This window comes from Serratia sp. ME47, assembly GCF_903970925.1.
Lineage (GTDB): Bacteria > Pseudomonadota > Gammaproteobacteria > Enterobacterales > Enterobacteriaceae > Serratia > Serratia ureilytica.
Genome location: NZ_CAJCKE010000016.1, coordinates 16,330 through 28,812, shown reverse-complemented (window position 1 = coordinate 28,812; position 12,483 = coordinate 16,330). Strand labels below are relative to the sequence as shown.

The window sequence follows — 12,483 nt, the reverse complement described above, 5'->3', positions numbered from 1 at the left end:
TTATGAGTCCTGAACGCTATGCGCGGATTTGTGAAATGCTCGCGACCCGGCAGCCGGATTTGACGGTCTGCCTGGAGCAAGTGCACAAACCGCATAACGTCTCCGCCATTATCCGCACCGCCGACGCCGTCGGCGTGCATCAGGTCCACGCCGTGTGGCCCACCACCCGCATGCGCACCCTGGTTTCCTCCGCCGCCGGCAGCAACAGCTGGGTCAGCGTTAAAACCCATCCCACCATCGGCGACGCGGTCGGCCACCTGAAAGCGCAGGGCATGCAAATTCTGGCCACCAACCTGTCTGCGCGCGCGGTCGATTTCCGCGAGGTGGACTACACCCGGCCAACCTGCGTGCTGCTCGGCCAGGAAAAAACCGGCATCACCGAAGAAGCGCTGGCGCTCGCCGATCAAGACATCGTCATTCCGATGATCGGCATGGTGCAATCGCTCAACGTCTCCGTGGCTTCGGCGCTGATCCTGTATGAGGCGCAGCGCCAGCGGCAAAACGCCGGCCTGTATCGCCGCGACAACAGCATGCTGGACGAAGAAGAGCAGCAGCGTCTGCTGTTCGAAGGCGGCTATCCGGTGCTGGCCAACGTGGCCAAGCGCAAGGGGCTGCCGCGTCCGCAGATCGACGAACAGGGCCAGGTGGTCGCCAGCGCCGAATGGTGGGCGGCCATGCAGGCGACGGTGCGCAAATGAAAGGCCGCCTGCTGGATGCGGTCCCACTCACCACGCTTTCCGGGGTTGGCGCCAGCCAGGCGGACAAACTGGCCAAGCTTGGCCTCGACACCATTCAGGATCTGCTGCTGCACCTGCCGCTGCGCTACGAAGACCGCACCCGCCTCTACCCGATCAACGATCTGCTGCCGGGCATCTACGCCACGGTAGAAGGGGAAGTGCTGCGCAGCGACATCAGCTTCGGCCGCCGCCGCATGCTGACCTGCCAGATCAGCGACGGCACCGGCATCCTCACCATGCGGTTCTTCAACTTCAACGCCGCAATGAAGAACAGCCTGGCCACCGGCCGCCGCGTGACCGCCTACGGCGAGATCAAACGCGGCAACCACGGCGCGGAGATCATCCATCCGGAATACCGTATTCAGGGCGAAACCAGCGAGGTTGAGCTGCAGGAGTCGCTGACGCCGGTCTACCCCACCACCGAGGGGGTGCGGCAGGCCACGCTGCGCAAGCTGACCGACCAGGCGCTGGAGCTGCTGGATACCTGCGCCATCGCCGAACTGCTGCCGCCGGAGCTGAGCAGCGGCCTGATGAGCCTGCCGCAGGCGCTGCACACCCTGCATCGCCCGCCGCCGGACATCCAGCTGGCGGATCTGGAGCTGGGCAAACACCCGGCGCAAAAGCGTCTGATCCTCGAAGAGCTGCTGGCGCATAACCTCAGCATGCTGGCGGTGCGCGCCGGCGCGCAGAGTTATCAGGCGCAGCCGCTGCTGCCGGACGATCGGCTGAAAAACCGTTTTCTCGCCCAGTTGCCGTTCTCGCCAACCGGCGCGCAAACGCGCGTGGTGGCCGACATCGAAGCCGATATGCAAAAAGACTTCCCGATGATGCGGCTGGTGCAGGGCGACGTCGGCTCCGGCAAAACGCTGGTGGCGGCGTTGGCGGCGCTGCGCGCCATCGCGCACGGTAAGCAGGTGGCGCTGATGGCGCCGACCGAGCTGCTGGCCGAACAGCATGCCAACAACTTCCGCCAGTGGTTCGAGCCGCTGGGGCTGGAGGTCGGCTGGCTGGCGGGCAAACAGAAAGGCAAGGCGCGCATCGCGCAGCAGGAAGCCATCGCCAGCGGCCAGGTGTCGATGGTGGTCGGCACCCACGCCATCTTCCAGGAGCAGGTTCAGTTCAACGGCCTGGCGCTGGTGATCATTGATGAGCAGCACCGCTTCGGGGTGCATCAGCGGCTGGCGCTGTGGGAGAAAGGCGAAGAACAGGGCTTCCACGCCCATCAGCTGATCATGACGGCCACGCCAATCCCGCGCACGCTGGCGATGACCGCCTATGCCGATCTCGATACCTCGGTCATCGACGAGCTGCCGCCGGGCCGTACGCCGGTGACCACCGTCGCCATTCCCGATACCCGCCGCGCCGACATCATTCAACGGGTGAAAAGCGCCTGTCTGGAAGAAGGACGGCAGGCTTACTGGGTGTGTACGCTGATCGAAGAGTCCGAGCTGCTGGAAGCGCAGGCGGCGGAAGCCACCTGGGAAGAATTGAAAGCCGCGCTGCCGGAGCTGAAGGTGGCGCTGGTGCACGGCCGCATGAAAGCGCAGGAAAAGCAGGCGGTGATGCAGGCGTTTAAACAGGGCGAGCTGCAGCTGTTGGTCGCCACCACGGTGATCGAAGTCGGCGTCGACGTGCCGAACGCCAGCCTGATGATCATTGAAAACCCGGAACGGCTGGGCCTGGCGCAGCTGCACCAGCTGCGCGGCCGCGTAGGGCGCGGCGCGGTGGCTTCACACTGCGTGCTGCTGTACAAAACGCCGCTGAGCAAAACCGCGCAAACGCGCCTGCAGGTGCTGCGCGACAGCAACGACGGCTTCGTCATCGCACAGCGCGATCTGGAGATCCGCGGCCCGGGCGAGCTGCTCGGCACCCGCCAGACCGGCAGCGCCGAATTCAAGGTGGCGGACCTGTTGCGCGACCAGGCGATGATCCCCGAAGTGCAGCGCGTCGCTCGCCATCTCCATCAGCACTACCCGGAACACGCCCAGGCGCTGATCGAACGCTGGTTGCCAGAGAAGGCGCGCTACTCCAACGCATAAAAAAGGGCGCCGCAGGCGCCCTTCTCATGATGACTCGCGATATCACCCCACCGCCGGGAACACCGGCAACAGCAGATACAGCTTGATGACGATGGCGTTGGCGATATCGATAAAGAACGCCCCCACCATCGGCACCACCAGAAATGCCAGGTGCGACGGGCCGAAGCGATCGGTGATCGCTTGCATGTTGGCGATCGCCGTCGGCGTGGCGCCCATGCCGAAGCCGCAGTGGCCGGCGGCCAGCACCGCCGCATCGTAGTTCTTGCCCATCACCCGGTAGGTGACGAAGATCGCGTACAGCGCCATCACCAGCGTCTGTACGGCCAGGATCGCCAGCATCGGCAGCGCCAGCGAAGCCAGCTCCCACAGGCGCAGGCTCATCAACGCCATCGCCAGGAACAGCGACAGGCTGACGTTGCCCAGCACCGATACTGCCCGCTCGAACACGGTATAGAAACCGGTGAAGGCCAGCGTGTTACTGAGGATCACCCCGACGAACAGCACGCAAACGAAGTTAGGCAGTTCAAACACCGTACCGCTCAGCAGACCGGCAATCAGTTGCCCCAGGCTCAAACAAATGGCGATCATGGCGATGGTTTCAATCATCACCAGCGAGGTGATAAGGCGGCCACTTTCCGGCTTCTCGAAGCCGCTCGGCTGCACGCTGTCTTCCGGTGTGCCTTCCGGCGTAGAGGAGTGTTTAACCAGATAGCGCGCCACCGGGCCGCCGATCAGGCCGCCCAGCACCAGGCCGAAGGTGGCGCAGGCCATGGCGACTTCCGTCGCGTTTTCAAAGCCGTAACGCTCGATGAACAGCTTGCTCCAGGCCGCCCCGGTGCCGTGGCCGCCCGACAGGGTGATCGAACCGGCGATCAGGCCCATCAACGGATCCAGCCCCAGCATTTTCGCCATGCCGATGCCGATGGCGTTCTGCACCAGCAGCAGCCCCAACACCACGAACAGGAATACCATCAGCGCTTTGCCGCCGGCGCGCAACCGCGCCAGGTTGGCGTTCAGGCCGATAGTGGCGAAGAAGGCCAGCATCAGCGGATCCTTCAACGACATGTCAAAGCTGATTTCCCAGTTGGCGAATTTTTTCAGGACTAACAGCAGGAGGGCCACCAGCAAACCGCCGGCGACGGGAGCGGGAATAGTATATTTTCGCAGCAGAGGAATACTTCTGACGCACTTGCCCCCAAGGAGCAAAACCAGCGTCGCCGCGACTAACGTGCCATAAGTATCAAGATGAAACATCCAGGTACTCCATGTAAGGGAAAAGATCCAAATAAAAATAATAAGTTATAGAAAACCACGTAGTTTTTAAACTTGATGAGTGCAGGATTAGAAGTAAAAAACGCTGAGATGACAAGAAAAAATGAATGAAAATGCGACATAAACGGGAAAGTCGGCAACATAATATTTAGGCGCAACCGTTTGCTTTTGCGGGGCGGCGCATTAAAATGCCTGCTTTGCCGTATCTGGAAACGCCACACCATGAGCATGTCATCCTCCGAGCTTGATGCCGCACGCCAAACCGCCTCTGAACCCCGCGCCAGCGAACTGATTTATCGCCTCGAAGACCGCCCGCCGCTGCCGCAAACGCTGTTTGCCGCCGGCCAGCACCTGTTGGCGATGTTCGTTGCGGTGATCACTCCGGCGCTGCTGATCTGCCAGGCGCTGGGTCTGCCGGCGCAGGATACCCAACACATCATCAGCATGTCGCTGTTCGCTTCCGGTCTGGCTTCCATTCTGCAAATCAAAACCTGGGGGCCGGTGGGCTCCGGGCTGCTGTCGATTCAGGGCACCAGCTTCAACTTCGTTTCGCCATTGATCATGGGTGGCCTGGCGCTGAAAAACGGCGGCGCCGACGTGCCGACCATGATGGCCGCGCTGTTCGGCACCCTGATGGTCGCCTCCTGCACCGAAATTTTGCTGTCGCGCGTGCTGCATCTGGCGCGCCGCATCATCACCCCGCTGGTTTCCGGCATCGTGGTGATGATCATCGGCCTGTCGCTGATTCAGGTCGGCCTGACCTCGATCGGCGGCGGCTATGCCGCGATGAACGACCACAGCTTTGGCTCGCCGAAAAACCTGCTGCTGGCCGGCGCGGTGCTGGCGGTCATCATCCTGCTGAACCGCCAGCGCAACCCTTACCTGCGCGTCGCTTCGCTGGTGATCGCCATGGCGGTAGGCTACCTGCTGGCCTGGGCGATGGACATGCTGCCCGCCGACGCTCCGGCGGCGCCGACGGCGGCGATTACCATTCCAACGCCGCTCTATTACGGCCTGGGCTTCGACTGGAACCTGTTGCTGCCGCTGATGTTGATCTTTATGGTCACCTCGCTGGAAACCATCGGCGACATCACCGCCACCTCTGACGTCTCCGAACAACCAGTTAGCGGGCCGCTGTACATGAAGCGTCTGAAAGGTGGCGTACTGGCCAACGGCCTGAACTCGATGCTGTCGGCGGTGTTCAACACCTTCCCCAACTCCTGCTTCGGCCAGAACAACGGCGTGATCCAGCTGACCGGCGTCGCCAGCCGCTACGTCGGCTTCGTGGTGGCGCTGATGCTGATCGCGCTGGGGCTGTTCCCGGCGGTGGCCGGCTTCGTGCAGCACATCCCCGAGCCGGTACTGGGCGGCGCGACCATCGTGATGTTCGGCACCATCGCCGCCTCCGGCGTGCGCATCGTGTCGCGCGAACGCCTGAACCGGCGCGCCATCATGATCATGGCGCTGTCGCTGGCCGTCGGCATGGGCGTCTCCCAGCAGCCGCTGATCCTGCAGTTCGCGCCGGACTGGCTGAAAACCCTGCTCTCTTCCGGTATCGCCGCCGGCGGCATTACCGCCATCGTGCTGAACCTGGTGTTCCCGCAGGAACACGAGAAAAAGTAACCCGCCCATTGGCGTTCAAACGGCCGCTTGCGGCCGTTTTTTATTGTCTATCAGACCATTGCCCTTGAGATGCCCGGCCAATTGCGGCATAAACAGGGTATCTTTTTTGACCGATGCGGATGTAGACGATGAAATTTATCGGAAAGCTGTTGCTGACGTTGCTGCTGCTGATCGTGCTGGCGGTGGTGGTGCTGTATCTGGTGGGGCAAACCCGCTGGGCGGCAGGCCGTCTGAGCGCCTGGATCAGCGACAACAGCGAATACCGCCTGTCGATAGGAAAAATCACCCACTCGTGGAATCAGCCGGGCCAGATCGGTCTGGAAGACGTGCAGCTGGCGCGCAGCGGCCAACCTCAGGCGCTGGTCGCCAAACGCGTCGATCTCGGCCTCAGCCTGCGCCAAATCACCGAACCGCGCTATTTTTACAGCGTCACGCTGCGCGACGGCACGCTGAACGTGCAGCCACAGGCTGTTGCGCTGCCCGTACAGGCCGACGTGCTGCAACTGAGCAACATGGCGCTGCAGTCCAACGATAGCGAGTGGCAGCTCAACGCGCAGCAGGTCAATGCCGGCATCACGCCGTGGCGCCCGCTGGCCGGCCATCTGCTGGGGGACAACAACCAGTTCCAGTTCAGCGCCGGTTCGATGACGCTGAACGGCATCCCCGCCTCGAAGGTGTTGGTGCAGGGGGAGCAAAAACAAGGCCAGCTGCTGTTGAACAACTTCGGCGCCGATCTGGCGCAGGGCGACCTGACCGGCGTGGCCAGCCGCGCCACCGACGGCAGCTGGCAGGTGGATCGCCTGCGGCTGAGCGGCGTGCGCATGCAGACCCCGATGACGTTGGCGGAATTCATGCGGCGCTTCACCGCTCTGCCGCCGGTCACCCTCAAGCGTTTCGATCTGATCGATGCGCGCCTGGAAGGCAAGGCGTGGGCGGTTAACGATCTCGACCTGTCGCTGCAAAACGTCAGCGTCGAAAAAGGCGACTGGCGCAGTGAAGACGGCTCGCTCAACTTCAACGCCGGCGACGTGGTCAACGGCGGTTTCCACCTGATCGATCCGATCGCCACCCTGCGGCTCTCTTCCGCCGGCATCGCCATTCAGCAGTTCACCACCCGCTGGGAAGGCGGGCTGCTACGCACCTCCGGCAACTGGCTGCGCGCCGGCAAACGCCTGCAGCTGGATGAAGTGGCCATGGCGGCGCTGGAGTACACCCTACCGATCGACTGGCGCGAGCTGTGGCTGAAACCGCTGCCGGACTGGCTGGCGGAGGTGTACGTCACCAAGCTGACCACCAACCGCAATCTGATTATCGATATCAACCCGGCATTCCCGTTCCAGATCACCGCGCTGGACGGTTACGGCAGCAACCTGCTGCTGGCGCGCGACCACCAGTGGGGCATTTGGTCCGGTTCGCTGAACCTGAACGGCAGCGAGGCCACCTTCAACAAAATCGACGTGCGACGCCCTTCGCTGGCGCTGAACGCCGACGCCAACCAGATCGCCGTCACCGAGCTCAGCGCCTTTATGCCCAATGGGTTGCTTGAGGCCAAAGCGACCGTCGATCAGCTGCCGGGCAAGCCGTTCCAGTTGACGCTGCACGGCCGTTCGGTACCGATCAACACCTTGCAGCAATGGGGATGGCAGCCGGTGCCGCTGACGGGTGACGGCAACCTTGAGCTGCAGTTGAAAGGGCTGCTGAACAGCGATGGGCCGTTCAAGGCCTCATTGAAAGGCAATCTGCAGGCCACCGCCGGCGACGGCCAAGCGGTGAACCAACAACTGCCGTAGTGCACTGCGCGGCCCGCCCTCAGGGCAGGGCCGCCGCCTTACTCCTCCAGCGCTTCAGAGCCGCCCTGATCCAACGGTACATCCGGCTCGGCCGGCAACACCATATAGGTACCTTCGAACACTGCGCCCTTGTCCTCGTCACCGAACAGATGCACTTCGGCGTGTACGCGCGCGCGGCGGCCACGCGCCAGACGCGCCAAATCGCCGCTCAGCGAGCCGAGATCCGCCACCGCCCGCGGCCTGCCGGTAATCGGTTTGCTGTAGCGAATGTGCGCGTCCGCCAGAATGATGGTGCCGCCCAGATGGCGCTCGCGCAGCAGCAGCCAAATCAGCCCCCAGGCGGTCAGCGTCGCCAGTGAGAACAGGCTGCCGGCAAACAGCGTATGGTGCGGATTCTGGTTGCCGATCTCCGGCATGGTGGTGACGAAGCGCTGGCCGGTGTATTGGCTGATGCGCACGCCCATCTTTTCGCTCAGCGGGATGTGTTCATACCAGGCCTGCTGCAATTGGCCGCACCAATCGGGGCGATGCAGGATATCGTCCAGCGTCGCCACCGGTTTGATCATCAAAAAGTGACGGATCGGGGTGGTCTGCGGCGCGGTGATCTCGCCCTGATTGACGAAGCCCAGTTTGGCGAAGAAATCCACCGCGTCTTCACGGGCGCTGCACACCACCCGCTTCACGCCTTCCTGCCGCGCGACGGACTCCAGCGTCATCGCCACCAGCGTCCCCAGCCCTTTATCCTGCAGCGTCGGATCTACCGCCAGAAAACGGATCGCCGCCTCGTTGTCGGCATTGATGTACAGCCGCCCGATGGCGACGATTTTACCGGCCTCGTCCACCACCATTTGGTGATGGGCCATGGCGTCATAGGCATCCTTTTCCGAACCCACCGGCTGGTGCAGCGGCTTGCGCAGCATTTCCCAGCGAAACTGGTAATACTCCTTCAGTTCTTGCTCTGTTACGGGTACTCGTAGGTGATACATAGACGCCTGTTCTCCGAATGCTTAGACCTGTAGCCAGAATGTCACCGGACCATCGTTGACCAGCGCCACCTGCATGTCGGCGGCGAACTCGCCGGTCTGGGTCTCTACGCCGCGTTCGCGGCACTGGCCAACAAAATATTGATACAACCGATCGGCGACCAAAGGCGCGGCGCCGCGCGAGAAGCTGGGCCGCATGCCCTTCTGGGTGTCCGCCACCAGGGTGAACTGCGAGACGACCAGCACGCTGCCCCCGGCCTGCTGGACGTTGAGGTTCATCTTGTCGTTCTCGTCGCCGAAAATGCGGTATCCCAACACGCGTTCGCACAGGCGCTGCGCTTTTTGCTCGTTATCGCCCTGCTCCACGCCCAATAACACTAACAAACCGGGGCCAATCTTGCCTACCGTCTCGCCACCTACCGTGACGCTGGCGTTTAACACCCGTTGAATCAACGCAATCATTCCTGCTGCCCTTCTGGTTTTTGTTCCTGTTGCTCCGCCTTCTGCCGGCGGTAGTCGCGGTATTCGCCGATGGTCACGGTGATTTCCGCGCCGAGTAACACGATACACCAGCTCCAGTAGACCCACAGGAATAAAATCGGGATCACCGCCAGCACGCCGTAAATCAGCTGATAGGAGGGGAACATGGTGACGTACAGCGCGAATCCCTTCTTGCCCAGTTCGAACAGCAATCCGGCCACCACCGCGCCAATCAGCGCGTCTTTGGGCGGCACGCGCACCGTCGGCACGATGCAATACAGCAGCCAGAAGGAGGTGCACGACAAAATCAGCGGAAAGATGCGCAGCACCTGATCCACCAGGCCGTTGACGCCGGTCTGCGCCAGCCAGTTGAGCGACAGCAGGTAGGAACTGATGGCCATGCTGGCGCCCACCAGCAGCGGCCCCAGCGTCAGCACCATCCAGTACACGGCGAAGGAGAAGACGATCGGCCGTTTGTTCTTGCTGCGCCAGATGGTGTTCAGCACGCTGTCCACCGAGGAGATCAACAGCAACGCGGTAACGATCAGCCCGCAGGTGCCGACGGCGGTCATCTTGTTGGAATTGGCGACGAACTGTTCCAGGTAGTTCTGGATCACGTTGCCGGCGGCTGGCACGAAATTGGAAAAGATGAAGCTCTTCAGCTGTTCGCTGATGTCGGAAAACATCGGGAAAGCGGCGAACAGCGCGAACACCACGGTGACCAGCGGCACCAGCGACAGCAGGGAAACGTAGGCGAGATGGCCCGCCAACATCGTCAGGCCATCGTGGTCGATGCGTTGGTACAGCAGCCGTCCGAAGGTGACGCTTGGCTTAATCGCAGAAGGCAGCTTCTTGCGGCGGAAAAACGACATGGTCACTCCTTGATGTCCGTTGATACGCCTTAAGCTTAACGCGCCCTGCGCTCATTGAGCAAAATAGGCCGGCACCACGTCGCGATCGGTGACGTGCACCGTCTTGATCCCCAGCGCCTGCGCGGCGAGGACGTTCGCCGGGTGATCGTCAAAGAACACCACGTCGGCGGCGGCGGTGTTTTCCGCAGCCAGCACATGCCGGTAGATGTCAGCTTCAGGTTTGCGCATGCCGAGATCTTGCGACAAATAGAGATGATCGGCGGCGGCGGCCACTTCAGGATAGTGCTGCGGCCAGTAATTGCAGTGCAGACGGTTGGTGTTCGACAGCACCACCACCCGGTGACCTTCTTTGCGCAGGCGCTGCATGATGTCGATCACCTCCGGGCGCAGCGCGACGAATACCGCCTGCCAACCGGTGGCGAACTGCTCAAAGCTGAGCGCGATGCCCATTTCATCGCACAGTTTGCCGGCGAAGTCTTCATCGCTGATTTCACCGCGCTCATGCTGCTGGAACACCTCACCCATGGTGAAACGATCGGACAACACCGCCAACGGCGTGCCGCTCAAATTGCTCCACACGCCCAGCACACGCTTGAAATCGATATCGACGATCACATTACCTAAATCAAAGATATACAGCATAGTCCTCTCCTGATGGGCCGGTGAGATTTCACTGTAGCGGGAAAAGGAACAGCTGAACAGGGAGCGAACGGAAAAGCGCATAGCGCGCCGCACAAACGGGGAACAACAGAGGAAAAAACTCAGGGCGCGAGAGCCGCGCCCTAAGCATGAGACACTCAATCAGTGATTAAGCGTCTTTTGGACCGCGGCTGGCACGCTTACGATCGTTTTCCGTCAGGTGACGCTTACGGATACGGATCGAGGTTGGCGTCACTTCTACCAGTTCGTCGTCATCGATGAACTCCAGAGCTTGCTCCAGGGTCATTTTGATGGCCGGAACCAGGGTAGTCGCTTCGTCGGTACCGGAAGCACGCATGTTGGTCAGCTTCTTACCGGTCAGGCAGTTTACGGTCAGGTCGTTGGAACGTGAGTGAATACCGATGATCTGGCCTTCATACACTTCCGCACCGTGGCCCAGGAACAGCTTGCCGCGATCCTGCAGGCCGAACAGCGCGAACGCGACCGCTTTGCCCTGGCCGTTGGAGATCAGCACGCCGTTCTGACGCTGGCCCACTTCGCCCGGACGCACGTCGTCGTAGTGGCTGAAGGTGGAGTACAGCAGACCGGTACCCGAAGTCATGGTCATGAATTCGTTACGGAAGCCGATCAGACCGCGGCTTGGGATCACGTAGTCGAGACGTACGCGGCCCTTACCGTCCGGATCCATGTTTTTCAGGTCGGCTTTACGCTCACCCATCGCCTGCATCACGGAACCCTGATGCTGCTCTTCGATATCCAGCGTCACGTTCTCGAATGGCTCCTGCTTACGGCCATCGATTTCGCGGAAGATAACTTTCGGACGGGAAACCGCCAGCTCGAAACCTTCACGGCGCATGTTTTCGATCAGCACCGACAGGTGCAGCTCGCCACGACCGGATACGCGGAAGGCGTCAGCATCGTCGGTTTCTTCAACGCGCAGCGCCACGTTGTGCACCAGCTCTTTGTTCAGACGGTCAAGGATCTGACGCGACGTCACGTACTTACCTTCTTTACCGCAGAACGGCGAGGTGTTGACGTTGAAGAACATGGTTACGGTCGGTTCGTCGACGGACAGCGCCGGCAGCGCTTCTACGGCGTTGGTGTCGCAGATGGTGTCGGAGATGTTCAGCTCGCCCAGGCCGGTGATGGCGATGATGTCGCCCGCTTCCGCCAGGGTGCTGTCGATACGCTCCAGACCCAGGTGACCCAGCACTTTACCCACTTTACCGTTGCGAGTTTTACCTTCGCTGTCGATGATGGTGACCTGCTGGTTCGGCTTCACTTTACCGCGCTTGATGCGGCCGATGCCGATAACGCCCAGGTAGTTGTTGTAGTCCAACTGGGAGATCTGCATCTGGAATGGCGCTTCCAGCTCAACCTGCGGCGCAGACACGTGGTCGACGATCGCCTGATACAGCGGGGTCATGTCTTCCGCCATGTCGGTGTGGTCGACGCCGGCGATGCCGTTCAGCGCAGAAGCGTAGATGATCGGGAAGTCGAGCTGCTCGTCGGTCGCGTCGAGGTTCACGAACAGGTCGAACACCTGATCCACAACCCAGTCAGGGCGCGCGCCAGGGCGGTCAACCTTGTTGATTACCACGATCGGCTTCAGACCGTTGGCGAACGCCTTTTTGGTCACGAAGCGGGTTTGCGGCATAGGGCCATCCATTGCATCCACAACCAGCAGCACCGAGTCAACCATCGACATCACGCGCTCTACCTCACCGCCGAAGTCGGCGTGTCCTGGGGTATCCACGATGTTGATGCGGTAACCATTCCAATTAATGGCGGTGTTTTTTGCGAGGATGGTAATCCCACGCTCTTTCTCCAAATCGTTGGAGTCCATTACGCGTTCGGTGGCTTCCGCACGCTCTCCGAAAGTACCGGATTGTTGCAGCAGCTTGTCAACCAGGGTGGTTTTACCATGGTCAACGTGGGCAATAATGGCGATGTTACGCAAATTTTCGATCACAGCTTTGCCTCGGGCATTAGAAATAGCGCGCTATTGTACACGTATTAAGCGAGGG

10 protein-coding genes are annotated in these 12,483 nt (G+C 61.3%); 4 read left to right on the top strand and 6 right to left on the bottom strand.

What is annotated here, in order from left to right:
* Window positions 1–2 precede the first annotated feature (2 nt).
* Complete coding sequence (gene trmH, locus H7A77_RS16170) at window positions 3–698, top strand: tRNA (guanosine(18)-2'-O)-methyltransferase TrmH (RefSeq protein ID WP_033639122.1); 696 nt, start codon at window positions 3–5, stop codon at window positions 696–698.
* Window positions 695–2,776, top strand: a complete 2,082-nt coding sequence (gene recG / locus H7A77_RS16165; protein ID WP_182074412.1) for an ATP-dependent DNA helicase RecG — start codon at window positions 695–697, stop codon at window positions 2,774–2,776. The genes trmH and recG overlap by 4 nt, the downstream gene beginning before the upstream one ends.
* A 42-nt stretch (window positions 2,777–2,818) precedes the next feature.
* On the opposite strand, the gene gltS is transcribed toward recG, so the two are convergent.
* Window positions 2,819–4,030, bottom strand: a complete 1,212-nt coding sequence (gltS, locus tag H7A77_RS16160) for a sodium/glutamate symporter (protein WP_033645177.1) — start codon at window positions 4,028–4,030, stop codon at window positions 2,819–2,821.
* 240 nt (window positions 4,031–4,270) lie between these two features.
* On the opposite strand from gltS, the gene H7A77_RS16155 reads away from it, so the two are divergent.
* Window positions 4,271–5,671 carry an NCS2 family protein gene (locus H7A77_RS16155; protein ID WP_033645176.1) on the top strand — a complete coding sequence of 467 codons (1,401 nt, stop codon included), beginning with the start codon at window positions 4,271–4,273 and terminating at the stop codon, window positions 5,669–5,671.
* Window positions 5,672–5,799: 128 nt separating this feature from the next.
* Window positions 5,800–7,461, top strand: a complete 1,662-nt coding sequence (locus tag H7A77_RS16150) for an AsmA family protein (RefSeq protein ID WP_096242690.1) — start codon at window positions 5,800–5,802, stop codon at window positions 7,459–7,461.
* A gap of 38 nt (window positions 7,462–7,499) precedes the next feature.
* Here the strand turns inward: H7A77_RS16150 and fabY are convergent, their stop codons facing one another.
* The 5 genes from fabY to typA form a co-directional block, all read right to left on the bottom strand.
* Window positions 7,500–8,447, bottom strand: coding sequence for a fatty acid biosynthesis protein FabY (gene fabY, locus H7A77_RS16145; RefSeq protein WP_004931235.1), 948 nt, complete (start codon window positions 8,445–8,447; stop codon window positions 7,500–7,502).
* Window positions 8,448–8,468: 21 nt separating this feature from the next.
* Window positions 8,469–8,906 carry a D-aminoacyl-tRNA deacylase gene (gene dtd, locus H7A77_RS16140; protein WP_182074411.1) on the bottom strand — a complete coding sequence of 146 codons (438 nt, stop codon included), beginning with the start codon at window positions 8,904–8,906 and terminating at the stop codon, window positions 8,469–8,471.
* Window positions 8,903–9,796, bottom strand: a complete 894-nt coding sequence (locus H7A77_RS16135) for a virulence factor BrkB family protein (RefSeq protein ID WP_033652264.1) — start codon at window positions 9,794–9,796, stop codon at window positions 8,903–8,905. Before H7A77_RS16135 ends, dtd begins: the two co-directional genes overlap by 4 nt.
* Window positions 9,797–9,847: 51 nt before the next feature.
* Window positions 9,848–10,438, bottom strand: a complete 591-nt coding sequence (gene yihX, locus H7A77_RS16130) for a glucose-1-phosphatase (RefSeq protein ID WP_182074410.1) — start codon at window positions 10,436–10,438, stop codon at window positions 9,848–9,850.
* A gap of 166 nt (window positions 10,439–10,604) precedes the next feature.
* Complete coding sequence (gene typA, locus H7A77_RS16125) at window positions 10,605–12,428, bottom strand: ribosome-dependent GTPase TypA (protein WP_004931243.1); 1,824 nt, start codon at window positions 12,426–12,428, stop codon at window positions 10,605–10,607.
* Window positions 12,429–12,483: the final 55 nt, after the last annotated feature.

Bases quoted from the DNA above. Each gene is read 5' to 3' on its own strand.
- trmH (WP_033639122.1), top strand. From the start codon at position 3: ATGAGTCCTGAACGCTATGCGCGGATTTGTGAAATGCTCGCGACCCGG.
- recG (WP_182074412.1), top strand. From the start codon at position 695: ATGAAAGGCCGCCTGCTGGATGCGGTCCCACTCACCACGCTTTCCGGG.
- gltS (WP_033645177.1), bottom strand. From the start codon at position 4,030: ATGTTTCATCTTGATACTTATGGCACGTTAGTCGCGGCGACGCTGGTT.
- H7A77_RS16155 (WP_033645176.1), top strand. From the start codon at position 4,271: ATGAGCATGTCATCCTCCGAGCTTGATGCCGCACGCCAAACCGCCTCT.
- H7A77_RS16150 (WP_096242690.1), top strand. From the start codon at position 5,800: ATGAAATTTATCGGAAAGCTGTTGCTGACGTTGCTGCTGCTGATCGTG.
- fabY (WP_004931235.1), bottom strand. From the start codon at position 8,447: ATGTATCACCTACGAGTACCCGTAACAGAGCAAGAACTGAAGGAGTAT.
- dtd (WP_182074411.1), bottom strand. From the start codon at position 8,906: ATGATTGCGTTGATTCAACGGGTGTTAAACGCCAGCGTCACGGTAGGT.
- H7A77_RS16135 (WP_033652264.1), bottom strand. From the start codon at position 9,796: ATGTCGTTTTTCCGCCGCAAGAAGCTGCCTTCTGCGATTAAGCCAAGC.
- yihX (WP_182074410.1), bottom strand. From the start codon at position 10,438: ATGCTGTATATCTTTGATTTAGGTAATGTGATCGTCGATATCGATTTC.